General features: G+C 53.0%; 21 protein-coding genes. 13 read left to right on the forward strand and 8 right to left on the reverse strand.

Annotation, left to right across the window (positions count from 1 at the left end; all coding sequences use genetic code 11):
- Positions 1-41 precede the first annotated feature (41 nt).
- The 6 genes from QPM17_RS19005 (at position 42) to QPM17_RS19030 (ending at position 6,812) form a co-directional block, all read left to right on the forward strand.
- Positions 42-743 (forward strand): isochorismatase family protein, encoded by a 702-nt coding sequence (locus QPM17_RS19005; protein WP_199447414.1) that lies wholly within the window; start codon positions 42-44, stop codon positions 741-743.
- 64 nt (positions 744-807) lie between these two features.
- A complete protein-coding gene (locus tag QPM17_RS19010) occupies positions 808-1,563 on the forward strand; it encodes an ABC transporter permease (RefSeq protein WP_285392866.1) in 756 nt (251 codons plus the stop codon).
- On the forward strand, positions 1,560-2,333 hold the full coding sequence (locus QPM17_RS19015; protein ID WP_285392868.1) for an ABC transporter ATP-binding protein: 774 nt from the start codon (positions 1,560-1,562) through the stop codon (positions 2,331-2,333). Before QPM17_RS19010 ends, QPM17_RS19015 begins: the two co-directional genes overlap by 4 nt.
- A complete protein-coding gene (locus tag QPM17_RS19020; RefSeq protein ID WP_285392870.1) occupies positions 2,330-3,085 on the forward strand; it encodes an ABC transporter permease in 756 nt (251 codons plus the stop codon). Before QPM17_RS19015 ends, QPM17_RS19020 begins: the two co-directional genes overlap by 4 nt.
- Positions 3,082-5,151 carry a hydantoinase/oxoprolinase family protein gene (locus QPM17_RS19025; RefSeq protein ID WP_285392872.1) on the forward strand — a complete coding sequence of 690 codons (2,070 nt, stop codon included), beginning with the start codon at positions 3,082-3,084 and terminating at the stop codon, positions 5,149-5,151. The genes QPM17_RS19020 and QPM17_RS19025 overlap by 4 nt, the downstream gene beginning before the upstream one ends.
- Positions 5,148-6,812 carry a hydantoinase B/oxoprolinase family protein gene (locus QPM17_RS19030; RefSeq protein WP_285392874.1) on the forward strand — a complete coding sequence of 555 codons (1,665 nt, stop codon included), beginning with the start codon at positions 5,148-5,150 and terminating at the stop codon, positions 6,810-6,812. The genes QPM17_RS19025 and QPM17_RS19030 overlap by 4 nt, the downstream gene beginning before the upstream one ends.
- A 58-nt stretch (positions 6,813-6,870) precedes the next feature.
- Here the strand turns inward: QPM17_RS19030 and QPM17_RS19035 are convergent, their stop codons facing one another.
- Positions 6,871-7,995: an ornithine cyclodeaminase family protein gene (locus tag QPM17_RS19035; protein ID WP_285392876.1), complete on the reverse strand. Its 1,125-nt coding sequence runs from the start codon at positions 7,993-7,995 to the stop codon at positions 6,871-6,873.
- A gap of 148 nt (positions 7,996-8,143) precedes the next feature.
- Between QPM17_RS19035 and QPM17_RS19040 the strand changes: the two genes are divergently transcribed.
- Positions 8,144-8,905 (forward strand): sulfite exporter TauE/SafE family protein, encoded by a 762-nt coding sequence (locus QPM17_RS19040; protein WP_285392878.1) that lies wholly within the window; start codon positions 8,144-8,146, stop codon positions 8,903-8,905.
- A gap of 258 nt (positions 8,906-9,163) precedes the next feature.
- Positions 9,164-10,045: a LysR substrate-binding domain-containing protein gene (locus QPM17_RS19045; RefSeq protein ID WP_285392879.1), complete on the forward strand. Its 882-nt coding sequence runs from the start codon at positions 9,164-9,166 to the stop codon at positions 10,043-10,045.
- Positions 10,046-10,239: 194 nt separating this feature from the next.
- On the opposite strand, the gene QPM17_RS19050 is transcribed toward QPM17_RS19045, so the two are convergent.
- From QPM17_RS19050 to QPM17_RS19080, 7 genes are all read right to left on the reverse strand, one after another.
- On the reverse strand, positions 10,240-11,193 hold the full coding sequence (locus tag QPM17_RS19050) for a catechol 2,3-dioxygenase (protein ID WP_285392882.1): 954 nt from the start codon (positions 11,191-11,193) through the stop codon (positions 10,240-10,242).
- 44 nt (positions 11,194-11,237) lie between these two features.
- Entirely contained in the window at positions 11,238-11,579 is a 342-nt protein-coding gene (locus tag QPM17_RS19055; protein WP_285392883.1) for a 2Fe-2S iron-sulfur cluster binding domain-containing protein, read from the reverse strand.
- A complete protein-coding gene (locus tag QPM17_RS19060) occupies positions 11,576-12,613 on the reverse strand; it encodes a YeiH family protein (RefSeq protein ID WP_285392885.1) in 1,038 nt (345 codons plus the stop codon). Before QPM17_RS19060 ends, QPM17_RS19055 begins: the two co-directional genes overlap by 4 nt.
- A 166-nt stretch (positions 12,614-12,779) precedes the next feature.
- Positions 12,780-13,301: an aromatic-ring-hydroxylating dioxygenase subunit beta gene (locus QPM17_RS19065; RefSeq protein ID WP_150995278.1), complete on the reverse strand. Its 522-nt coding sequence runs from the start codon at positions 13,299-13,301 to the stop codon at positions 12,780-12,782.
- Positions 13,291-14,604, reverse strand: a complete 1,314-nt coding sequence (locus QPM17_RS19070) for an aromatic ring-hydroxylating oxygenase subunit alpha (RefSeq protein ID WP_285392887.1) — start codon at positions 14,602-14,604, stop codon at positions 13,291-13,293. The genes QPM17_RS19065 and QPM17_RS19070 overlap by 11 nt, the downstream gene beginning before the upstream one ends.
- A gap of 24 nt (positions 14,605-14,628) precedes the next feature.
- Entirely contained in the window at positions 14,629-16,590 is a 1,962-nt protein-coding gene (locus QPM17_RS19075; RefSeq protein ID WP_285392889.1) for a TRAP transporter permease, read from the reverse strand.
- 72 nt (positions 16,591-16,662) lie between these two features.
- Positions 16,663-17,712, reverse strand: a complete 1,050-nt coding sequence (locus tag QPM17_RS19080; RefSeq protein ID WP_285392891.1) for a TAXI family TRAP transporter solute-binding subunit — start codon at positions 17,710-17,712, stop codon at positions 16,663-16,665.
- A gap of 317 nt (positions 17,713-18,029) precedes the next feature.
- Between QPM17_RS19080 and QPM17_RS19085 the strand changes: the two genes are divergently transcribed.
- The 5 genes from QPM17_RS19085 to QPM17_RS19105 all read left to right on the forward strand — a co-directional run bounded on the left by QPM17_RS19085 (position 18,030) and on the right by QPM17_RS19105 (position 23,741).
- A complete protein-coding gene (locus tag QPM17_RS19085; RefSeq protein ID WP_285392893.1) occupies positions 18,030-19,007 on the forward strand; it encodes an ABC transporter substrate-binding protein in 978 nt (325 codons plus the stop codon).
- A 442-nt stretch (positions 19,008-19,449) separates the two neighbouring features.
- The gene (locus tag QPM17_RS19090; protein WP_285392894.1) at positions 19,450-20,511 is read left to right on the forward strand and encodes a TAXI family TRAP transporter solute-binding subunit; all 1,062 of its coding nucleotides are present in this window, start codon (positions 19,450-19,452) and stop codon (positions 20,509-20,511) included.
- Positions 20,512-20,564: 53 nt separating this feature from the next.
- A complete protein-coding gene (locus QPM17_RS19095; protein WP_285392896.1) occupies positions 20,565-22,013 on the forward strand; it encodes a hypothetical protein in 1,449 nt (482 codons plus the stop codon).
- Positions 22,014-22,062: 49 nt separating this feature from the next.
- A complete protein-coding gene (locus QPM17_RS19100; RefSeq protein ID WP_285392898.1) occupies positions 22,063-22,869 on the forward strand; it encodes a p-hydroxycinnamoyl CoA hydratase/lyase in 807 nt (268 codons plus the stop codon).
- Between the two features lie 161 nt (positions 22,870-23,030).
- A complete protein-coding gene (locus QPM17_RS19105) occupies positions 23,031-23,741 on the forward strand; it encodes a dienelactone hydrolase family protein (protein WP_285392900.1) in 711 nt (236 codons plus the stop codon).
- The last annotated feature ends 136 nt before the right edge of the window (positions 23,742-23,877 follow it).

Below are 23,877 nucleotides of genomic sequence, written 5' to 3' on the forward strand. Positions count from 1 at the left end.
TACAGTGCGCTTTAATAGTATTCAGCGGAGATAGACTAACGATGCCACATAGTTTCGAAGACCATTGCTGGCAGGATATTGTCAGCCCGGATGTGTTGCGCATCTATGAGGCGTATATCCGCGATACCTACATTGGTTCACGTCCGGCCATACTTGCAATTGACCTTTATAATAAGGCGTACAGAGGAGGGGGCCGGCCTGTGGTGAACCTGTTGGATAAGTACCCGAGTGCCTGCGGTGAGAACGCCTGGAATGCCATAGAGCCTACCAGGCAGTTACTCGCAGTGGCCCGGGAACACTCCGTGCCCGTTATCTACACCACTCAGGTGGAGCGCCAGCAACAGGGAGTCAGGGCAACGTCGCGGGCAGTGGACGCATCCCACGACGATGACTTTGAAATCTTTGCTGAGTTTCAGCCTCAGAATGATGATCTGGTGATCGGGAAAGAGCGCGCGAGCGCTTTCTTTGGCACGCCTTTGATTGCGTATCTCCAGAAAATGAACATTGACACCGTCATTGTCTGCGGCGAAAGCACCAGTGGTTGTGTCCGGGCGTCGGCAGTTGATGCTTACTCATACGGTTTTCATGTGGTCATGGCGGAAGAGGCCTGTTTTGACCGAAGCGTGCTCTCCCACAAAGTGAATCTTTTCGATTTGCATCATAAATATGCGGATGTGATGCATGTGGAGGAGGTGGTTGCTCATTTTCAGTCAAAAGAGGGTTGGTCCTGTGTTGAGATCTGATCCGGTTTATTAACGCCTGATGGAACCCGCGTCATATCAACAAGAATAAAACCAAGGTGTGCAAATGCGATTGTCCGTGTTGCTCGGAGCTCAGGCAGGGTTCTTTGTCCTGCTTGCCATAGTATGGGAGTCAATCAGTCGTCTGGAACTTGTTGATCCACGACTATTGCCCTCATTCCTGACTGTTCTGGGCGTGCTCGGCGACCTGCTTACGCAGCGCGATTTCCTGATGGATCTGGGTATTACGGGGCTGGAAGTGGGAGTAGCGTTTATTATTGCCGCCCCGCTGGGAGTTTCGATCGGGTTTCTACTTGGTGAGAAGCTCTTCCTGGGGCAGATTCTGAGCCCGATGTTCCACTTCATGCTGTCTGTTCCGCAATCCATTTTTCTTCCTATTTTTATGCTCTTACTTGGGATTGGCTTTCTGGAGAAAGTCGTTTTCGGAGTTACCCACGCCATTTTTGTCATTATTGTAACGACGACCGCTGCGGTTCGTAGCGTGCCACGGGATTACGTAACCGTTGCCCGCACGTTTGGCGCCACGCCCCGACAGATCTATTTGCGAGTCTACCTGCCTGCCATGTTACCGGTGGTGATGACAGGACTTCGGCTGGGAATGATCTTTAACATCATCGGTGTTCTGCTGGCGGAAATGGATGCGAGCCGAGCGGGTATTGGACGACGACTGTTTTCATGGGGCGAGGGGTTTCAATTGGATTTGCTATTGGCCGGCATTCTGCTGGTCTCCGCGCTCACCATAATAATCAATGAGGTTATGCGTTACTGCGAACATCGCGCCGCCAGAGGTCACGTAGCATGAGTAGTGAAGTCATTAGAGTCGAAAACCTGAGCAAAATGTATTCCACTCGCGAGGGTGATTTCCATGCCCTGGACAAACTCAGCTTTGCTATCGAAGAAGGTGGCTTTGTCAGCATTGTTGGGCCAAGTGGTTGCGGGAAGTCCACCCTGCTTCAACTGCTGACCGGACTGCTTGAACCGACGTCTGGACAGGTTTTGATCGACGGGATTGAGGTGCGCAAGCCGCTCCCGGAAAAAACCGGCGTCATGTTTCAGGATGCCACGTTATTGCCCTGGCTTACTGCTGAAGAAAACGTTGCTTTTCCCCTCTCTCTTTGTGGCAAGGACAAGAAGGAGAGTCAGCTCCGGGCTCGTGACCTTCTGAAGCTTGTGGGGCTGGGCGATTTTATCAACCATCGGCCAGCGGAGCTCTCCGGAGGTATGCGTCAGCGTGTTGCCATTGCCCGAGGGTTGGTTCGTGACCCCCGCATACTGCTGATGGATGAGCCATTTGCGGCGCTCGATGAGCAGACGCGCTTCAAAATGGGGGAAGAACTGCTGTGGATTTGGCAGGAGACCCGCAAAACTATTCTGTTTATTACTCATGGCTTGACAGAGGCAATTTATCTTTCGGATACGGTATTGGTAATGGGAACAAAGCCGGGTCGTATTATTGAAGTGATACCAGTGGACCTGCCACGGCCACGGACATTTGAAATGATTGGCAGTGAGTTTTTTGGTAAGGCGCGTAACCGAATCTGGACGCTGATTCAGGAGGAGACCGAAGCGTGAGCAAACCATCACTCATACGTTATGCAATTCTGTTGGCGTTGATTGCGTTATGGTTTCTCGTCACCGCCATGGAGTGGGTTAAACCTATTCAACTGCCTCCGCCAGCGGGTTTATGGGCAGCCTGGCAAGCCGATGGTTCACGGTTCCTGGATGCGTTTGCTCTGACCGCCGCGGAAATTGCGGTTGCTATCCTGATCGCATGGCCGTTGGGAATCGGGATTGGCGCTGTGTTTGGCAGTCTCAGGGCAGTATCCGAGGCGGCTTCAGCGATATTGGGGTCGCTGTTTGCCGTGCCTGCCATCATCCTTTACCCACTTTTTATTGCATGGGTCGGCATGGGTCCTGAGTCCAAGGTTTTGTTCGGGGTTATCGCCGGCTTTTTTCCGATCGCACTTAATACACTTTCCGGAGTGCGGCAGGTAGACCAGAGTTACGTCACCATGGGAAGGGCCATGGGTGCGAGCAGATTGCAGGTTTTTTATCGCGTGGTTTTACGTCTGGCCTTGCCATCGGTTATTTCTGGTCTGCGCATTGGTACAGCGTTGATCATGATCAGCGTGGTGGTAAGCGAGATGCTTGCCTCGTTTGGAGGGCTCGGTTACATGATTGCATACCATCGCACGATGTTTGATACGGGCCATGTCTATCTTGGCATTCTAATGGCGCTGTTGACGGTGTTGACCGTTAACTGGCTTCTGTCGATGCTGGAATCACACTTCAGTAAGTGGCAAGAAAGGGGGGCAGAATTGTGAAACGGTGGCTGGTGGGAATTGATACAGGTGGGACCTTTACGGATCTGGTAGCGTTCAGTCCTGATGAGCCGGCGTTGCGACTGGCAAAAGTGCCTTCTGTGCCGGAAGATCCCTCAACGGCAGTAATGGCAGCGCTGGAGGACTTGTTCAGTCAGGGCGTAGAACCTGAGGAGATACAGGTTCTGGTGCATGGTACGACAGTCGCCACCAACGCTTTGCTCGAAAACAAGGGAGTTCCCACGGGGCTCCTGATTACCAAGGGATTCAGGGCCGTCTATGAGGCCAGGGGCTGGACACGTCCGGATCCGGTGAGCCTGATTGATCCGTTCTATTTGAAAGCGCCATTACTTGCACCACAGCGGCTCACGGCTGAAGTGGATGAGCGTATGGATTTTGACGGCACCGTACACAAGCCCCTGGACGAGTCGCAGCTTCGCGAATCTGTAAGACACCTGAGGGATCAGGGTGTTGAAGCGATTGCTGTTTGCTACCTGTTCAGCTTTCTGAATCCCGAGAATGAACTGCGTACTGCTGAAATCATTGCTGAAGAGGCGCCCGGGGTGCGGGTGTCTCTGTCCTCGGCCATATTGCCTCTGATACGGGAGTATCCCCGTTTGTCCACAACCGTGGTCGATGCGTACATCGGTCCGGTGGTCGAGCACTACCTGTTGAGTCTTGCCAGGCGTCTGAAAGAGCGGGGGGTGAAAACGCCCCAGGTTTACCTCATGCAATCCAATGGCGGTTTAATGAGGATTACCGTCGGAGCCCGATTCCCCAACCAGACGCTTCTCTCAGGACCAGCTGGTGGTGTAGTGGCGGGGTTGAGGCTGGCCGAGCGCGCAGGTACCGGCAACCTGGTGACTTTCGACGTGGGTGGAACCAGCACTGATATCTGTGTGATAGCAGGAGGATTGGCACAGCAAACCAGTGAAGGTGTGTTGGGTGGTCAGCATGTGGGCACGCCAATGTTGCAGGTACGCACGCTGGGCGCGGGGGGCGGAACACTGGCTTATGTCGGCAAGGATGGACTGCTGAAGGTGGGGCCGGCCAGTGCGGGTGCCGTCCCTGGCCCGGCGTGTTATGGCCGAGGCGGAGAACGGCCCACCATTACCGACGCGAATCTCGTGGTTGGTATATTGGGAGCAGGAAGCCTTCTGGATGGTCGTATGCAACTGGATCTCGGGGCTGCTACCCGGTCAATGGAGGAGATTGCCCAGTCACTGGATCTGACGCCTCAGGATACCGCGGCCGGTATTCTGCGTATCGTGAACAACCACATGGCCATCGATTTACGACTCGCATTGCAGGAGCGTGGCCAGGACCCCCGTCGGTTTTCATTGGTGCCGTTTGGTGGGGCGGGCCCTATGCATGCATGCTGGCTGGCCCGTGCAGTGGGTATTCCGCGGGTTATTGTTCCAGGTCACCCGGGCCTTAACAGCGCTTTGGGCTTGCTTCAGACCGAAGTCAAGCATACCTATGTAAGGTCTGCGCCGGGCATACTGGACGAGTTCGACGTCGGTAAAATGAACTCCCTGATGGAAGAGCTGGGTAAACAGGCCTACGCCGATGCCCGTGAAGAAGGTTTTCAGTCAGAAGAGGTGGAGCTGCGTTATCAACTGGATATTCGCTATCTGCATCAGGGCTACGAGCTGACCGTTGATTGCCCAAATGTGCCGGTTCGTCAGGAGCACAAAGCCGGGATAAAACAGGATTTCGATACCTTGCACGCCACTCTGTATGGACAGAGTGCGCCTGATGAACCGGCCGAAATAGTGACCTTCCGCTTGCAGGCCAGCATCAAAGTTCCACAACTAACGGAACAGGATATTGATAGGGGAGGTGACATTAAGCGAGCTTTTAAAGGGGAGCGGAAGGTGTTTGATATCGACACCGGTGAGAATGTGACCGCCGCTGTTTATGATCGCAGTCTACTCGGTGCGGGGGACTCGATCGCGGGCCCCTGTGTCATCGAGCAATTTGATTCCACCACCTGGGTTCTGGAGGGGCAGAAACTGACTGTCGATGCCTCTGGAGCGCTGGTCATTGATACGGAGGTGATAAAATGAGCGCCGATCCGATTACAACCGAAGTGGTCATCAATCGCCTGCGGGAGACCGCAGCGACGATGGAACACGCGCTTTATCACAGTGGCTATTCGACCATTTTGCGTGAATCTCAGGACGGTACTGCAGGTATTACTGACGCTAATGGCCGGGTGATTGTCGTCAGTGGTGGTCTGCAATATCACTCACTCCCTTACACGACCGCAGTACGCAGTGTTCTCGCGCGATTCGGTGACAGGATTCAGCACGGTGACTGCTACGTCCTGAATGATCCGTACCTGGCCGGTAACCCGCATGTTCCGGATATGATGGTTATCACGCCGGTGTTTGTTGACAGTGAGCTGATAGCGTTTGCCGTGAGTCTGGCTCACAAGGCGGATCTTGGTGGGCTGGTACCCGGTTCTTCGGGAGCGGCAGCCCGGGAAATCTATCACGATGGCCTGTTGCTGCCTCCGGTTCTATATTCCAGTGAAGAGGGAGTGAACGAGGCAGTAGAGGACATTATACGCAATAACAGTCGAGTGCCAGAGGCTGTTGTCGGGGATCTGCGTGGTCAGGTCGGGTGTACCCGGCTGGGTGCAAAGCGTTTGGTGGATCTGTGTGGGGAATACGGTACGGCCACGCTTACCTGGGTTATGGCGACTCTGCTGGAAACCACGGCAGCGCGGCTGGCTACCGAGCTGAACGACTGGCCGGATGGCTCTGCAGAGGTCGAGGGGCTGCTGGATCATGACGGGGCAGACATCGATACACCCGTCCGTATTCATGTGAAAGCGACAAAAACCGGCGACCGGCTTACTCTCGATTTCAGTGGCTGCAGCCCGCAGACCCTGGGGCCGGTGAACTGCTGCACGCCAACCGCTCAGGCGGTTTGCCTGCTGGCAGCCATTGCGGTGAGTGATCCGACCATCCCCATTAACTCGGGGCTTGTGGATCAGGTTGATTTCATCATCCCGCCCGGCCTGGTGGTAAGCCCACAGCATCCGGCGACAGTGAATCATTATTTTCCCACGTCGCACCTTATCTACAGCGTCGTACTGGCCGCTCTCGGCCAGCTTAATCCTACCCGTGCTGTTGCACCTTCAGGCTTGGGAACCGGCGCTCTTGCCGTGGGCTACCCTTACTCGCGAATGGGTAAACGTGCAGTGCAATATGAGTTACTGGTGACGTCTCTTGGCGGTACCAGTCTTGAGGATGGTGCATCGGTGGTGCTACCTATCAATCACTTTACGCCCAGTACGCCGGTCGAGGTTCTGGAGACCGAGTATCCAGTGCGGGTATCCTGCTTTGATATCTGGTGTGACTCTGCCGGAGCGGGAGAGCAGCGTGGTGGTATCGGATTTATTCGGGAGTATGAGTTTCTCAGCGACTGTGCGGTAACCGTGCGGACGTCAAACCATACCTATGGTGCCTGGGGCTTGAAAGGGGGAAAACCACCCCTGCATTCGAGGGCTATTCTGGACCCGGGAACGCCCGGCGAAGAAGAGCTGGGCCCGCTGGTCACCTGCCATTTAATGGCGGGCCAGGTGTTGCGACTGCAACAGAGTGGCGGCGCGGGTTACGGTGACCCATGCCTGCGAGCGCCGGAGAAAGTGGCGCAGGACGTGGCTGACGGTTATGTTTCATCACGTGCGGCGCACGAGGAATATGGAAAGACATTGTAAGTCAGGAGTAGCAGGAAACCATTCATACAACTGAACGGTTTCCTGTGCCGCTTCGAATTCAGTCGCGAATGTCCTGCACGAACCATTCACTGGGTAACTCGCGCCCCAGCGATTTTTGTCGTGCTGCCTCATACACCAGGCCTCCTACGCTGGCAAACTGCAGTCCCTGATTACCTCCGTTGATGTAGAGAGTAATATCCTCAGGGGATTGTCGCCCGGCGCTTTTACCGCTAACAAGATCAGAGAAGTCGGGGCAGTCCCGGCGGAAAAGGGTATTCCGGGGACGGGCTTCCGGTAACCGGCGAAGTTCTTCTTCAGTGCCGGCAATGTAGGCAACCGGGCTATGGCCAACACCCGATCGTACTCGTACCGGATCTTCGCCTGCGGTGGGGGCGCCACCGGCAATGCCCTGGCGAATAACCACGTCTGCGTGAAGAAGCAGCTCTTCCGACAGCTCAAAAGGCCCGAGGTTGGTGACGTGCATGCCCGGCTCCAGCCACTCGGGTTCGATGGTCGGTACCATGCTGCTGGTACATGATGACACAATATCTACCCCCCGAACCGCTTCTCTTGCACTGTCTACAGGAATAACCTCAAGTTGCAGTTCCTGCTCCATCTCTCTGGCGTAAAGCTCACGGTTCTCCCTGCTGGGGCTATAGACTTTGACCCTGGTGATGGGGCGTACCGAGCAGAACGCCTGCAGGTAGGTGCGCGCCATACCACCGGAGCCCAGCATGCCAACGGTGGTGGAGTCTTCGCGGGAAAGGTGCTTGACTCCGATGCCGGCTCCGCCTCCCACGCGCATATGTTGCAGATGGCCGTCATTCATCATGGCCAGAGGTTCGCCGTTTCGGGTAGAGAACAGCATGATGAGCCCGCAGTAGGTGCCGGGTTCCACGCAGTATTTATCCTCGCGGGGCAGACCACTGCGCTTATCCTCGGTCCACTGAATGACATCCGACTTCATCCGAATCGCGAAATAGGGTCCGGGGGCATGAGTGGCGCCTTCCATCGTGCCCCAGCGCCAGTATCCGTCGTCTCGCTCACAAGGCACGTACATGTCAATCCTGGGGCGATGTATGGAGTGGCCTTTTGCAAGACCTTCGAACGCCTCCTCCTGAATGTTTATGCAATCCCTCATGTTCAACAAGTCATGAATATCATCGTTGTTCAGAAATAGCATGCTACTTCCCCTTTCGTTGCTGTTGGTTTTGTAATTGGTGGATTCGCAACAAACAATTGTGGCGGTCACACGGGAATCGTATAATCGCCAAAATCTTAATAAACAAGATAAGATATTAATATACGAGAATAAGTCTAATGGGGCAACAATGGAACTAGTCTTGATACCTGATTCTCTGACAACAGGCATTGTTGCATTTCTTTTCATCTGTTCAATCGTGACATCTATGGTCACCGCAAGTTTCGGGGTCGGGGGAGGGCTGTTGCTGCTTGTCCTGATGGCAATGTGGGTGCCACCGGCGGCGATTATTCCGGTCCATGGCATCATCCAGTTTGCTTCGAATGGAGGCAGGGTGGTGTTGACCTGGAGAAACATCAACTGGAAGGTCCTTGTGGCCTTTATACCAGGGGTTGTTGCCGGGTCATTGCTGGGTACCCTGTTGCTGGTGCAACTGCCCGCCTATATCTGGCAATTGACCATCGCGCTGTTTGTCCTTTATCTGTGCTGGGGCCCCGGCCTGCCGAAGGCTGTACTTGGCAGTGCTGGTGTCTTTATTGCCGCCACCGCAACCACCTTTATCGGCCTGTTTGTTGGCGCTACAGGGCCATTGGTGGCTGCGTTTATCAAGCAGATAAAAATGGATCGTTTCGGTATCGTCGCTACCCAGGCAGCCGCGATGGCTCTTCAGCACGCTCCGAAAGCCGTTGTGTTTGGTTTTGCCGGTTTCGTTTTTCAAGAGTGGCTGCTGTTCATAGTGGGTATGGCACTTTTTGGATTCGTCGGAACATGGCTGGGGCTGCACGTGCTCCGAACTATCTCCAATAAATATTTTCACCGCTTGTTCAATGTCGTACTGACGCTTCTGTCGGTGCGCCTGCTTTGGCAGGCGGGTTCATCAATGTTGAATTGAGCCGGGCTCCGGCGTAGACGTAATGTCTTGAACGTACCCAGAGGGCGTTGCTGGGGAGCAGCTATGTTGACAGGCTCGAGGATTGTCGTAATTGGTGATTTCAATAAATAAAACCTACAATCAAATATTAAGAAATTCTGCAAGCTACAGGAAAAAGCTGGGAATTAATGGGTAGATGTAAACTACTTCCCAGTCTGTGCCAGTCCTGCGCTAGCGAAGGTTTAAATGAGCTCGCTGGAGTAAGAGAAAGGTCAAAGCATGAACTGCGCTATTACACTCAAGCAACTGCATGTGTTCGTCGAGGTTGCACGGCATGGCAACATTACCGTAGCAGCAAAGGCGCTATCGCTAACCCAACCTGCGGTAAGTATGGCCTTAAGCCAATTGGAAGCCTTGCTGAACCATCAGTTATTCGAACGCGCTCGGAACCGGCTCACTCTTAATGAGAAGGGCCGTTACCTTTTACCCAAGGCGGTCGAAATACTTGAACGGGTTCACAGCTTAGAACGAAGCCTCAAGGCTGAGACCGGTACAATCACTGGCTCCTTGCGTGTTAGCGCCAGTCTGACTGTGGGCAACTATTTGATGCCAGGTATAGTGGGCCATTTTCTTGAGAAGCACCCGAATGTCGATGTGAGCCTGCAAATAGAGAACACGCGCGCAGTGATAGAGGATGTGCTGGCCTTCAATATCGACGTTGGCTTCGTCGAGGATTATCAGCGGACACCTGATACGGATATGATCCAATGGCGCGAGGATAGGCTGGCGATTTTTGCGTCTCCGAATGACCCTCTCGCCAAGCAGGATATAGTTTGCGAGAACGACCTTCAGAGCCGACCCTGGATCCTTCGAGAACAAGGCTCGGGCACAAGACATGTGTTCGAAAACGCTATCGCAGGGCGATTGAAAGATCTACGTGTTATCTTGGAGTTAAATCAGGCAGAGGCGGTAAAACAGGCTGTAGAAAATGGTCTAGGTATCAGCTGCATGTCCATTCTTTCGATCCATAAGGAACTCATAGAAGGGCGTTTTGTCGAGCTGCACGCACCTTCCCTGGATCTGGGGCGACATCTCTATATTGTGCTTCACAAGAAAAAATACCGCAGCGACGCGCTCAAGGCCTTCCTTGAGTTCGTCTAGAAGTGCAGGCGTTCAAGTAGTCAAAGTTTTAAAAAAGTTTGCTGGATTTCGCCCATGAGACACAGGTACAAAGGCAATCGCCAGCAGCGCGCACGCCCAAAGGGTCCAAACACACTGCATAGCTCGACATACCTAAAACCCAAGTCGCCAGTTAAAACCCCAGCACCTGGTTTTTACCTCAGGTCTATTGGCCTTTACACTCCCTCTGTGTAGACGGTGGTGAAGGCCGGATTCAGCTCTCCAGTATGGAAGAAAATTGCTGAGCCGATCTCCTCCTCCGTCCAGGTGATCACCGGCATGTCGGGCTGCGAAAGATAGCCCAAACCCGCAAAGGTTTCGTTACGATTCCCGGATGGATCGAAAAAGTAGCTTGTTGCTCCACGAGTGATTCCGTGACGTTGAGGAGTTACGTCGATCTTGACTTTGTTTTTTCCCAATACATCAGCAGCTTTGAGCACGTCTGCCCATTCATCAAGAAAGAATGAGCAGTGGTGCAAGCCTAGCGTTGGCCCTCCGACGAAGGCAATATCGTGCGGAGTCGTGGTCCGGGCCAAGAACGCTGCTGCCTGGACAGTATGGTCCGGACCCGCCATAATCTGTTCGGTCAGGCGAAAACCTAACACCTCTGTAAAGAAACGCGTATTGTCAGCCACTTTATTGATTCCACTGGGCGGGTCCAATTCGCAGATCAGCAGGCAGTGATCAAGCCAGTGGACGCCTGCGCCCTTGAGCCCATCTGGCCAAGGATCGGGGTTGTTCACGCCGACGGCTTTACCTACGAACTCTTTCTCGGCATATAGATACATCAGATGGCCACTAGGCATCCAAAACCGAAGAGCGCGGCCGCAAAACGGCAGAGTTCCGGGAGGGACCATCTCGACGTCCAAACCGTACTCAATGATACGGGACTTTAGCTCATCCAGGTCGCCATCCGATTCCACTTTATAGGCAACATGGTTCATGCCAGCTCGATCCGAGGCACTGAGCATGATCGAATATTTGTCCCATTCATCCCAGCCCTTGAGATAGACGTTACCTTTGTCGTCTTCAGCCGCTGGCATGAGTCCAAGGATTTCTTCGTAGTGCTTCCGTGCTGCTACCATATCCAATACGCGCAAGTTAATATGCCCGATACGCATTACACCCATGACTACTCTCCTCGTTTTCCGATAATGGCCTTTTGGGCCTGGTTCTAGATAAAGCCGTAGCGGTACACCACGCTCTTGCGCATCCGACCCACCACTTTCAATACCACATCGCTAATGGGATAGGTCCGGCACGCGAGCGCGTAGCCAATGGCTTCTTCTTCTTTGCTTACATGGGCGCGGGACATCGCGAGCGTAGTCACCTCTCCCTGGAGGATGTACACTTTGCATACTCCGCATCCGCCGCCATGGCACCCGGAAGGAATGCCTTGGCGGCCAAGGGCAACCATGGCGTTCAACAAGGTCCGATTCGCAGGGCACGAATAGCTCTCCCCCGTATCGATTAGGTGAACCCGGTAATCGCCTGTTGCGGTCGTCTCGGTGGTCATAGCAACACCCAACTCACTATGGCGAAGCCTGCGATTGCCAAATACAGAAACATCGTCAGGGCTAGCAACATCGGCCTAAGAGTAGCTCCCCTCATGTTGATCCAGTTCGTCTCGGCCCCAACCGCGACCATCGCCATGGCCAAAAGGATTACGTCCACCGATGTAATTATCGAAACGAGATCCTGAGGGATCCAACCGGTACTGTTGATCAACACCGCCACCACAAAACCTACAGCAAACCAGGGAAAGTATACTGGTGCTGTTGTATTAGAGCTTTTATCCGCACGGTTGCGACTCTTCTGGCGTAACAACAAGGCCACCGAGGTAATAGCCAGCAATGCCAGGCCGAGAAACATGACCCGTGTCAACTTCACGACGACTGCAGTCGCTGCTGTCGCCGGGTCGATGGCATCTCCGATGGCCACGACCTGCGCGACTTCGTGCACTGTCGCACCGATGTAGACGCCTAAAGCTTGCGATGAGAACGGCAGGAATTCGTGCAACAGTGGAAAGATGACCATGCTCAACGAGCCGAAAATCACCACTGTAACGATGGCTACCGTAATTTTGTACGGCTGGGTGCGTATGAGGGGCGCCGTGGCAAGCACTGCGGCTGCACCGCAGATAGAGCTCCCGACCGTGGTCAGAAGCACCAGATCGCGGTCCATCCGAAGCATGCGTCCCACGAGCAACCCCACCACCAGCGTCGAACCAGCCATGAATAAGCTGACTGTCAGGCCGCCGACCCCGACCTGTAGCACGTCATGCACCGTGATGCGAAAACCGTACAGAGCGATGCCCAGCCGCAGCAGGGTAGTTTGCGCAAACCGGAAGCCGGTACGCCAGGGCGGCGCAGTCCGTGGATGTAGGGTATTCCCATACACCACCCCGATTAGTAGTGCTATCGTAAGCGGCCCCAGGCTTGCTAACGGCGAAAGATCCGTGCTGGTTGCCAGAATCGATGTCGCGGCTATTAGCAGTAGAAATCCGAAGCTCAGCCAGAACGGTCGTGGATAGTCCAGGGTTGAAATCATAGTTTCCTCTAGAATCTGCTTCTAAAGCAGAATCGGTCCATGCGCTAATCGGCTCGTTCAGATCTTCGCGGAATCAGCCCGTTCTAACGGGGCGGGCGCAGTCTACCCGTGACTGGACAACTGCCGTGCTTCGGCTAAGCCCTGCCCCGTGTGTGAACATCCACTCTTAGAAAGGCACCACAAGCGGATGAAACGCGCTGTCACAGTTGATCAGGTTGACTCGTTTGCAGTAGATGCTCAGCGCGTTGTTTCGGTCCCGGAGTTGGTATTCACAGCGTCCGCCATATATATATTGTTTCTGCTGAAAGAAAACGATTGCGCAGAGAACGGCTCTCGCGCGCAGGTCGTAGCCGGCGCCCGGCTCCGCCGACTCAATCTCCAGGTTGCTAAGCATCCGCACCGAACGAGTCTGAGGGTCATCCACGTGAATGCGCTCGTGGCGCAGCCGTGCGATGCGGGTCTGCATCAACTCTTTATCATCATAGAAAATAGAGAGTTGATTCAGCGGACTCTGCTGGTCGATCTGGGCCGGCACCCAGTAGGTCGCGTCATCGTCGAACAGCTCAATCCATTCTTCGAACCGTCGCTCATCCAATAAACGACTCTCGTGATAAACGAATTTTTGGATTCGCTCATGATCGAGGTTCTCGACGACCGGCTGGTTGGCTGTGTAGGTACTAGCTTGCATGGCTGTTACTCCTTGGCTGCGGCTGGGTCATATAATCGGCCCAGGCTTTGTACTGATTGCGCATTTCGAGCTCGCTGGTTCCCATTCCTTTTTGCCCCTCATCAGTCGGCACGTCCTTGCCGAAATAGCGCGCTAACATCACCCATTCTGCCCCCTGAGTTTTAAGCCCGGATTGAATGCGGCGGAACGCCTCCAGATCATCGGTTTGTATCAGCGAGGCAGGTGCATGGGTGATGTTGAGGTACCGAATGATCTGCTGGTTGTATTCTTGCGGGGCACCCTTGAGCAGGATCGGATAGACGTTAACCTCCGTACGGTCCACTGAGATGGGCCTGATGACTCGAATATGCTGTGCCATTGATTGAATGCATAAGTTCGGATAGAAGATCGCGTTATGCCAGGGAACGTCCAATACCTCCTTGGCCCGTTCCGGGCCATGACGTCCCTCTAACGCCTTAAGATAGGCTTCGAAGACCGGTCCAGAGCCACTGCCGGAGTCAGGGAGTTTTCCGCAATATCCGTGGCCGTTGTCGAACGCACGTATACCCGTCTCATCCCAGAAGGAGATTGGGTTTCCGTCCTCGTCGGTTAACTGCGCACCTGTATTACTGCCCTGGCGCTGAAATTGTCGACCGTCTTCCTTCGTGGTCGATGCGTGAGAGAAAGGTGGATGATAGAGATCGTTGATATTTTCGACCTGAGCTTTCCAGTTACCATCAAACACATATCGATGGACACCACCACTCACTTGCACCTCGCCGTCAGGCGCAAGGTTGAGGATGTCATCGATTGTCCGCAACATTGGTCCCAGGTATGTCTTTAGGTCGGGCCCACTATCACTGAGACTGGCAAAAATAAAGCCCCCGTAATTGGCCACGCGCGGCAGCGGTACCATTCCAAATTGCGGGTCTGTTTTGTCAAAGTCTTCCCCGTAGCCGGCTTCAAGGGGGACCGCCGCAAGTTTTCCACTGGTTTTAAAGCTCCAACCATGATAACAGCAGCGGAAGAGGCGCACATTGCCGCATGGCTGATTACAGACGACCGCGCCCCGGTGGCCACACCGGTTATAGAGCACATGAACCTCGCCATCTGCTCGATCTCGCACCATCACCACCGGTTGGCGTGCTAAGTCTGTAGTGATGAAGTCACCTTTTTCAGGCACCTGCGACTCATGGCCTACGTATAGCCACGCTCGGCCGAAAATGCGCTCCATCTCCAGTTCAAAAATTTCCGGATCCTGGTAGAGCCTGCGGTGTACTCGGTCGGGCTTAACGAGCCCTTGTAATTCAGTAGTGCTCAACATCGTCTCTTCCTCGATCAGTTAAGTTCAACGTTTTGCCGGAACGGTGGACCCGGCCCGACGGCTTACACATGTCTCCGGCAGGAATTTCTCCGGCAGGAATTCCTGGCCCAGCAGCACTAAAGCCAGCGCTGCGGCGGGCAGAGTTACCCATAGTTCAGGAGAAAAGATGCCCACGGCCGCAACCATTAAAGAAAGCCGGTATACAAGGCCGAGTCTCCGATCAGTGAATCCGATCGTCGCCGTGGTTACGGCCGCGACCAAAACCATGCCCAATACGAAGTCGAGCAAGATGCCGGCCCACGGTGCCGCGAGCACTACCCCTGGATGGAAAATGAGATAGAAAGGCAGCACGAAGCCGACGATAGCTAATCGGCTGGCATGTACCGCCACCGCCATCGGTCGGGCGTCGGCAATGGCACCGGCAGCGAAACACGCCACCGCCACCGGCGGGGTTATGGCTGACATGCACGAGAAGTAGAGCAAAAATAGATGGCTCTCCAACATTGGAAGCCCAAAGACACCCGTTAGCACGGGTGCCAACAGGGCGACGCCCATGACGTACACTGCTGGCGTCGGCATTCCCATGCCAAGCAGTACCAGAACGATCGCTGCCAGAATCAGAGTCGGGATCAACAGTCCGCCACTAAGCCCCATCAAGAGCAGTGTGAACTTACCCTCTAAGCCGGTGAGGGCTATAACTCCCATGACGACGCCGGCGGCAGCTACCGCGGCGGTAAGGCTGCTCATACGCAATACTGTCTCAGTGCAGGCATCAACAAAGCGCTTGGGGCCGATGCGGCTAGGACCGAACCAGCTCGTTATTAAGGTACATCCAGTGGCGACAGCGGCTACGTATATAGGCGAGTAACCGGCCAGAAGGAAGTAGATGAGCACTGCCAGCGGAATCAGGCTATACCAGTTGCGCCTCAAAGCATTGTTCAGAGAGATGAGGCGCTCGGCATCGAGCATGCCCTCCCCCTCGCGTTTTGCCTCAAGGTGCACCGCCAGGAATAAACTCCCATAATAGAGAATTCCCACCATAAGCGCAGAAGCGAGTATGTCGCGGTAGGGTATGCCCGTGTACTCCACCATAAGGAAGGCGACGGCGCCCATAACCGGGGGAAGAAAGGCGCCACCGCTGGAGGCAGCAGCTTCGGTAGCTGCTGCACGTACACTGCTCGATCCAGCCCGTTTCATCAGGGGAATAGTCACCGGTCCAGTGGTCGAAACGTCGGCGACGGGGCTTCCGGAAAGAGACCCATACAGACCGCTGGACACAACACAGGCTTTTGAGGGACCACCGGTCATTCTACCGGTAACGGCTGCCGACACCTCAAAGAGAAGCCGTCCTCCCCCAGAGAAATGAAAGAAAGTCCCGAACAGGACGAAGAGAAAGGCGTAGCCTGCTGCCACCTGCAGCGGCGCACCAAAGATGCCGTTGGTGGTGACCGTTTGCATGGTCACGAAGTAGTCCAGCGGAATGACGGCGTGGTGAAGCAGTCCGGATAACAGTGGGCCCAACGGAACAAATAGCAGAAGCACAGTCAGTACACTGGTTAATCCGATACCAATAGCGCGGCGGCATGCTTCGAATGTCAGCATCGTCAGGGCGATGCCCGCAGCCTGCTCTCTCGGAGGGATGGGTGTGAGGCCTTCAAAAAAGTTAATATAGAACTCTCGGTTATAGATAAAATAGGCGCACACAATCACTGACAGCACTGCGAACACGTAGTCCAGCCAGATTAGGCGCTGTACGCGACGGTTCAGCGTTATTGAGAGAAAAGTTACCGGGAGCATAACGCCCAGAAAAATCGCCCCCTGCACATGAACATCGATGCGGCCTAACAGGGCAAACCAGAGCATATAACCGGTTAGTAGTACCGACGCGGCCTGGATCAGAAGCTTTTGCGCGCCGCGTATTTCTAGGCGATTCCCTTCCCCCACCAGGTCCAGGAGCCGCGAGAACTTTTGGAGGCGAGAAGCCATAGCAATCTCCAGTTTGAATTGTTGCTAAAGGGGAAGGTGGTTGATGCTAACCACCTTAACCGACAGGTACTGTTAGCGCGTTTTGCCCTGTTCCAACAAATCGAGTTCGCGATAGAAGCGCTCGGCGCCGGGATGTAGCGGCACATCAAGATTGACGATCTTGACTGCTTCTTCAGCAGAAAATGCCTTTAAGGATGGGTGTACCTGCTGGACGCGCTTCTTGTTGTCAACCAGTGCCTTGATGAACTTATAAACCACCGCATCGGGCACATGGGGGCCGGCTAGCAAGGCGCTCCATTGAGTTATGGTCGGCTGACTGGTATCCATCAACTCTGGGTAATTGGACTGGTCTATGGTTATGACTTCATAGCCCCACTTGTCGGCAACGCTCTCCAGTGCATCCTGGTCTGCCTCGACCCAGACGAGATCTTGGGAGCGAATAATCTCATTAACACGAGCATCGGGAACGAAACGCACATTCATAAACATGTCGGCCTTTCGATCTTGTAGTTGTTCCAGGCCGGTACCGCTCGCCACCCAACTCACCTGGCCACCCCAGGACTGAAGATCCTCGATTGAAAATCCATGCGCCTCAAAGATATCTTTTGCGACGTCGACGACTTGGAGATTTCCTTGACGATTAATAGCGATAGTCAGCGGTGGTTTTTTCTTAGCAATGTCTGCGAAGCTGTACACCCCGTACTCATCAGCAACGTCCTTGTTAAGCACGAAATGGAAGGTTTGGGTGTTGAACAACTGCATAACTGACCGCAAATCACCCTTTAGAGACCGCGGATAAGGCGGCTTGCCTTCGATCGCATACTGGATCTCAGGCGCACCTGCTGCCAAGCTGAGGTCTGCTTTTCCGTCAGCGATAAACACGAGGCCTCCCGCCGGAGAAGAAGGCCTAAAGGTCACGGAGGCCTCAGGATATTCATCCCGAAGAATGCCGTTAAAGGTTTCGTAGACTACCTTGTAATATCCTTGGACTCCGGCACCGGTGACGGTGAGGGAAAACTTATCGTCTTCTTCTTGGGCCATTGCCCATTGGCTCATGCTGAAGATTGATAGGGCGAGGATTGCGCCGCGTAGAAAAAGCTGCTTTGTTATATTATTACCCATCAGGAAGTTCTCCTATCGCGTTAGCGCTTGCTAATGCGTTTATTGTATTTATCATTGGATGGAATATATCTATTCCTTAAACTTAACCTAGCACTGCTTCTCCATAGACTCTATTCAGTACTTCTGATGCTGGGTATCAATCTTGCTTATGCCTAAGCCCCATCCATCTCAGTAATTGGCTTAGCTTAATGGTGTCCGGGCAACTATATTGAAGAGCATCGAAGAGCGAAGTCACTGCTTAAGGCGGATATTTATCTGCCAACCATATTGTCACCATGATGATTAACGATTGAGCCAGCTTCGGAGGTTTGCAGCCCATGACACTACGACTTTCCCTCGCTATCGACAGGTACGACCGGTTTTTCCCGTTTTTTGATGGAACGGTACAGACGCCGGATTCGGTCTCTCTAGACGTATATCAAGTTGGACAGACGGTACCACTACGTGATGGAGAGTTTCGTCACGAAAGGATGATCCACGACGAAGAATTCGACGCCTGCGAATTTTCTTTCTCCAGTTTTATCATGGCGAAGAAGCGCGGCCTGCCAATTGTCGGAATCCCTGTGTTTCCACGACGTCTCTTCAGCGCCGGGCTGTGGTATGTACACCGGGACTCTCCCCTGCGCTCCTTCAGCGATCTGCAAGGTAAGCGAGTCGGTGTGAACTCTTTTCAGACAACGCTCTCGCTTCTTGCCAAGGGGGATTTAAAGTTCGAATACGGTGTGCCTTGGGAATCAATAGAATGGCATGTGCTGACAGAGGAAAAGGTCGAGTTCGAGCAGAAGCCGGGGACTATTATCCGGCCACTTCCGGAGGGAGCCGATCTCGGCAAGCTGCTGGCGGAGGGCGCGCTCGATGCCTTTGTCCATCCGCACCCGCCAAAGTCGGTCACTTCTGGAGAAGTACCGGTGCGACGACTCGTCGAAGACGCGATTGACCAGGAGCGTGCCTATTATCGAAAGTATGGCTACTGTCCAATAATGCATGTGATTGCCGTTAGGCAGCAATTGGCGGAAAAGCACCCCTGGGTATGTGATGCGCTCATGGATGTTTTCCGAAGCGCCCAGGAGATATCCGACAGGTATTACAACGACCCGAACTGGTCAAAGCTGCTTTGGGCGCGGCGCTACTGGGAGTCTGAGCGCGATGCGCTCCAAGGGGATCCTTGGTCGATTGGTCTCGCCGCCAATCGCTCGAATATTGAGCGCTTTTTGACCTACTCCCAGGACCAGGGGCTTATTTCGGCGCCTATATCCTTGGACGCTCTGTTTGCAGAGTCGACGCTTTGCACCTGATTTGTGATCAGTGCGATCCTTTCGCTGATTTGTCTCAGTTGCTGGCACGTCTGGTACTAAAACGCCTCGGAGCGCGTCTATTGTCTGGTGGGGCTTTCACGTGTCGCGCCGGGGGAGTTGCCTCAAGCGGGCTGTATGGAACTGGTAAAAATTATTCATAACCTGAATCAATGGGATGGACTCCTCCTAATCACTCACCATTTGGCACGTAGATGCCGGTGAGGTGAGGAGGAGTCCATCCATTGATTCAGGTTTATTATTTATTTTAATTTATTAAGCGAGCATTTATTTTCCCTATGCAGCTTGCAAATGATGATTGACTTTTCAGTATATGGAGTCTAAAGAATATAAATAGCAAAACTAGTTAGTGATAAGTGATCTGATAATTAAGGAATAAGAAAATCCATTCATAGCACTATTTGAGTTAAGGGAGGGGCTACATATGTATACGAATGCTAAGTTTGTTGGAAGCAGGATAATAAGCGTCTTATTTTTTGTGGCAGCTCTCTTGGGGTGGGGTCTAAATAGTGGCTTGGCAGCCACCCAATCGGATATCGCATTTAACAGCGATGACCCCATTCGCTACGTGATTACCGGTGGATCGGCGACGGGGTACTTCCAGTCGGTTTTTGAAGCAATAAATTCTGTTGTTCGTAATCGCTACCCAGGTTCTACCGTAAATATCCGGCCTGGTTCACCAGCCGGAAGTCTGCTTGAGATCGCTAACGGAAAAGCTGATTTCGCTGGTGCCACCGGTTCGGTGGAAGTAATCCACGCCCTGGACGCCAAACCACCGTTTAAAGAATCCCTGGACGGTGAGATTTTTCAAGTCATGACCATTCACAATGGCCTCATTCCGCATTATTTAATGAGCCGTGATTGGGCCGACGAGCACGGGATACGTAGCTTCCAGGATATCGCTGACAAGAAGCCACCAATGAACATAGCCGTTAACTTTAGGGCCAATCTTCAATCTACCTTAGGAATGTACGCAAACCTTTTCGAGCAGTATGGCTTTACGCTGGAGGATGTTGAATCCTGGGGTGGAAATGTGCTGCGTGGGAATGCCGCTCTCGGTTTGGATGCGATGGCTGACGGTCGGGCGGATGTATTTATTAACGGTGGCTTCCTGCCGTCCGCGCGAGTTAAAAAGTTGGCACGAACAAGAGAAATCCTTTGGATAGATGCAGACGAAGAGCACCTGAGAAAGGCGGCGCACAGCGTGAATTACACAACCGGTAGCATACCTGAGGGGACGTATGATTTTATCGATAAAGAAGTACCTATTCAGAAAATGTGGAATGGGGTGCAGGCAGGCCCCCATGTCTCGGAAGAGACCGTGTATAAATTCCTGAATGCGGTTTATGAGCAGCAGAATATGATCCGAAGTGTTCACTCATCATTGCGCGAATTTGGCCCAGAGATGATGATATGGAATCCGGCAGGGCTGCCGTTTCACCCTGGCGCGGAACGGTTTTATCGTGAAAAGGGCTTGATTGAGTGAAGACAGAAAATTGAGCTCTTTACTCTTACGGGTACAAATCAGAGGAGGTGGGCATGAAAGATATTAGGTTTATTGACACAACTCTGCGTGATGGGCAGCTAAGTCTTTGGGCCTTCAACATGCGCACTGGAATGATGCTGCCCGCGCTTAAAGATATGGATGAAGCCAGGTTCGAGGCGATAGAGTTCTTTGTTCCGGCTATCCACCTGAAAAAGATGACGCGGGATCTCGGGGAGGATCCTTGGCAGTGGCTGAAACTGGGCACTAAAATAGCTCGGAAAACGCCGCTTAGGCTTCACGGCGGCTATAAGAGTGGTCTCACAAAAGTTCCCGAGTCGATTAGCAAGCTTTTAATAAAAAAGGTTGTTGATCATGGGATAACGACCACAAGAATGTCCAACTCCTGGAATGATTTTGATGCGCTCGGTGAAGAAGTGGTTGGTCTCCGGAAGATGGGGATGGAAACGGTCGTTAACATTATCTACTCCGTATCACCTCGACACACTGATGAATATTATGTTGCCCGCGCAAAAGCTGCAGCTGCCCTGTCTCCCTATAGGATATGCTTTAAAGACGTAGCAGGACTGCTGACTCCGGAGAGGTTACGGGAGCTGCTTCCCCAGATACAGGCAGCGGTAGGAAAGATAACCCTGGAGTTCCACTGCCATTGTAATAATGGCCTTGGGCCGCTGAATATACTGGAAGCGGTCAAGCTCGGGATTGGTCATGTTCACACGGCCATCCCCCCGCTCGCAAATGCTTCGTCCAATCCTTCCATTATCAATGTGGAGAAAAACCTGCGAGCCCTCGGTTACAGCTGTGATGTGGATATCGCCAGATTAAAAAGTGTTGAGGAACATTTTGAGAACATTGCAAAAATAGAAGGTTTTCCTGTTGGTGTGCCGCTTGAGTATGACCAGATGCAATATCAGCATCAGGTCCCGGGGGGAATGATATCCAATTTGCGTTATCAACTGCGCCAAGTAGGTTTAGAAGATCGACTCGACGAAACCCTTGAGGAAGCCGGTCGCGTCAGGGCAGATTTCGGCTACCCAATTATGGTCACACCACTTGCTCAGTTTGTTGGGAGTCAAGCAGCGATCAACGTTATCACTGGTGAGCGTTACCGGCAGGTCACTGATGAAGTAATCCAATACGCGTGGGGATTCTGGGGAAGGGAAGCAATTGAGGTAATGGACCCTGACGTGAGAGACAAGATCCTCAACCGTGCGCGCGCAAAACAGCTTGAGAAATGGTCTCCCTCTTCATTATCTGTAGGTGAGGTTCGTAAGAAGTATGGGGAACATTTAAGCGACGAAGAACTAATTCTCCGGGCTTATGTTGATGACGAAGCCGTACGCGTCGCGAGGAACGCACCGGTACCTCAGCCCTATATCACTTCAAGACAGCCATTGATTAAATTGATAGAGCAACTGACCAAGAGTAAAGCCAATACCTATATTTCACTACAACGGAAAGGAATGTCGGTACTGCTAAAATAGTCCTGTAACGATAGAAAGACAAGTAATCGGAGATACCTGGAGGAGCCGTGTGGATAACTACGAGACAGTGACGGTGGAAAGGGTGGGAAGCATTGCAGTTGTTACCCTGAACAGGCCCAAAAAACGCAACGCGATGAATCCGCAGATGCATCTCGACATGACCAATGTGCTGGATTCCATACGGTATGACAACAATATAAAGGTACTGGTTCTAACAGGTGCAGGTAGTGCATTTTCGGCAGGGATGGATCTCAGAGAGCACTTCCGAGAGTACAAAGATGACCCCGCAGCATACGAGAGAATATCTCGTCTGGGAGCAGAATGGCGAACAAGGACGCTTAAACATTTTCCAAAAGTGACACTTGCGATGGTCAACGGACACTGTATCGGTGGCGCATTTTCAACCGTTGAGGCATGTGATCTTGCTATTGCCGCAGATGAAGCAGGGTTTTGCTTATCCGAGATCAACTTCCACATGTTTCCGGGGGGGCCCGTGAGTAAGTCTCTCGCGAATTTGTTGAGGCCGCGCGATGCTCTATTCTACGGGCTTACAGGGCGCACCTTCGATGGGGTGGAAGCAGCGCGGATCGGTCTGGTCAATTATTCGGTACCCGGCTCTGAGCTCAAAAACCATGTAATGAACCTGGCCAGTGAGATCGCGGAAAAAGACGCAGCGGCTCTTCGTGCGACCAAGGAGGCCTACCGGTTTTCCCTCGAGATGAGTTGGGATGCAGCAATGGACTATGCGAGGACTAAAGTGGATCAGGTCACCCTGCAACAGCATTGGCTATGGAAGGAAGAAGGGATCGATGAGTTTCTACAGAAAAAGGGAGAGCCGGGAAGCGCTCACAAGTAAAGAAAGACTGTATAAATGCGAAGGTCGTTTGCACCGTTTAATCATAGAGTGGTCCAGCAATTGGTGTGCTGTAACTGTTTGAATCGCCGTAGTATATAAAGATTTCGGGCAAATCTTACTGTTCGCTGACACGCGTAAGAATTCGCATCAAGGGTGCATTTATGACAGATAAAACGGTAGAGATTCCAGTTCAAGGTGGTGACGGAAATTTCAGTGGCTACCTCGCATTGCCACCGAGCGGAGCAGCAGGCCCGGGGATTTTGCTGATTCAGGAAATCTTCGGCGTCAACGAGCATATCCGGAGTGTTGCTCAGCAATACGCGTTGGACGGCTATGTTGTTTTTGCGCCGGATCTGTTCTGGCGGCTGGAGCCCGGAGTGCAGCTCGGTTACGAAGGGGCAGACAGGGATCATGCGGTTAGCTTGATGCAAAAGATGGACTTTGGAAAAGCAGTTGAGGATCTCCGCAGCGCTGTAGAGACGCTTCGCGCTCGTCCGGAGTGCCAGGGAACTGTTACCTCGGTTGGCTTTTGTATGGGGGGGCTCCTTTCTTATTTCTGCGGGGTTGAAGGCTTTGTGGATGCATCCGTTTGCTATTATCCCGGAGGGATCGCCAACCATCTGGATAAAGCAGACCGGCTTGAGGTGCCCATTCTTTTTCACTTTGCTGCGCAGGATGGTCATATCCCTCTTGATCAGGTGCAGCAGACACGAGACGCCTTTTCCGGTCACGAAAATGCGAATGTATTTTTATACGAAGGGGTCGAGCATGGCTTCAATTGTTGGGCGCGTAAGTCATACGATCAGCATGCCTCGGCGCTGGCTCACGGTCGGTCATTAACGTTTATTGAAGGTGTGAGAGAGTGGGAGTGAGCCCATCCACTGTATTGCTCCAGTGCCGGTGACCGAGGTCGTTCTCCATTATTCGGTGAATGGCTTAGTAGGTTTAACCGGAACAGCTTGGCGCTAATAGCTAATAGAGGGAGATGAGTTCCACGGCTGATCGATT

Source organism: Marinobacter azerbaijanicus (genome assembly GCF_030250645.1).
GTDB classification, from domain to species: Bacteria; Pseudomonadota; Gammaproteobacteria; order Pseudomonadales; family Oleiphilaceae; genus Marinobacter; species Marinobacter azerbaijanicus.

Coding starts and splice junctions, on each gene's coding strand:
- QPM17_RS19105 (WP_285392900.1), top strand. CDS start 23,031: ATGACAGATAAAACGGTAGAGATTCCAGTTCAAGGTGGTGACGGAAAT.
- QPM17_RS19080 (WP_285392891.1), bottom strand. CDS start 17,712: ATGGGTAATAATATAACAAAGCAGCTTTTTCTACGCGGCGCAATCCTC.
- QPM17_RS19010 (WP_285392866.1), top strand. CDS start 808: ATGCGATTGTCCGTGTTGCTCGGAGCTCAGGCAGGGTTCTTTGTCCTG.
- QPM17_RS19085 (WP_285392893.1), top strand. CDS start 18,030: ATGACACTACGACTTTCCCTCGCTATCGACAGGTACGACCGGTTTTTC.
- QPM17_RS19090 (WP_285392894.1), top strand. CDS start 19,450: ATGTATACGAATGCTAAGTTTGTTGGAAGCAGGATAATAAGCGTCTTA.
- QPM17_RS19045 (WP_285392879.1), top strand. CDS start 9,164: ATGAACTGCGCTATTACACTCAAGCAACTGCATGTGTTCGTCGAGGTT.
- QPM17_RS19055 (WP_285392883.1), bottom strand. CDS start 11,579: ATGACCACCGAGACGACCGCAACAGGCGATTACCGGGTTCACCTAATC.
- QPM17_RS19060 (WP_285392885.1), bottom strand. CDS start 12,613: ATGATTTCAACCCTGGACTATCCACGACCGTTCTGGCTGAGCTTCGGA.
- QPM17_RS19035 (WP_285392876.1), bottom strand. CDS start 7,995: ATGCTATTTCTGAACAACGATGATATTCATGACTTGTTGAACATGAGG.
- QPM17_RS19095 (WP_285392896.1), top strand. CDS start 20,565: ATGAAAGATATTAGGTTTATTGACACAACTCTGCGTGATGGGCAGCTA.
- QPM17_RS19030 (WP_285392874.1), top strand. CDS start 5,148: ATGAGCGCCGATCCGATTACAACCGAAGTGGTCATCAATCGCCTGCGG.
- QPM17_RS19075 (WP_285392889.1), bottom strand. CDS start 16,590: ATGGCTTCTCGCCTCCAAAAGTTCTCGCGGCTCCTGGACCTGGTGGGG.
- QPM17_RS19050 (WP_285392882.1), bottom strand. CDS start 11,193: ATGGGTGTAATGCGTATCGGGCATATTAACTTGCGCGTATTGGATATG.
- QPM17_RS19005 (WP_199447414.1), top strand. CDS start 42: ATGCCACATAGTTTCGAAGACCATTGCTGGCAGGATATTGTCAGCCCG.
- QPM17_RS19070 (WP_285392887.1), bottom strand. CDS start 14,604: ATGTTGAGCACTACTGAATTACAAGGGCTCGTTAAGCCCGACCGAGTA.
- QPM17_RS19015 (WP_285392868.1), top strand. CDS start 1,560: ATGAGTAGTGAAGTCATTAGAGTCGAAAACCTGAGCAAAATGTATTCC.
- QPM17_RS19065 (WP_150995278.1), bottom strand. CDS start 13,301: ATGCAAGCTAGTACCTACACAGCCAACCAGCCGGTCGTCGAGAACCTC.
- QPM17_RS19040 (WP_285392878.1), top strand. CDS start 8,144: ATGGAACTAGTCTTGATACCTGATTCTCTGACAACAGGCATTGTTGCA.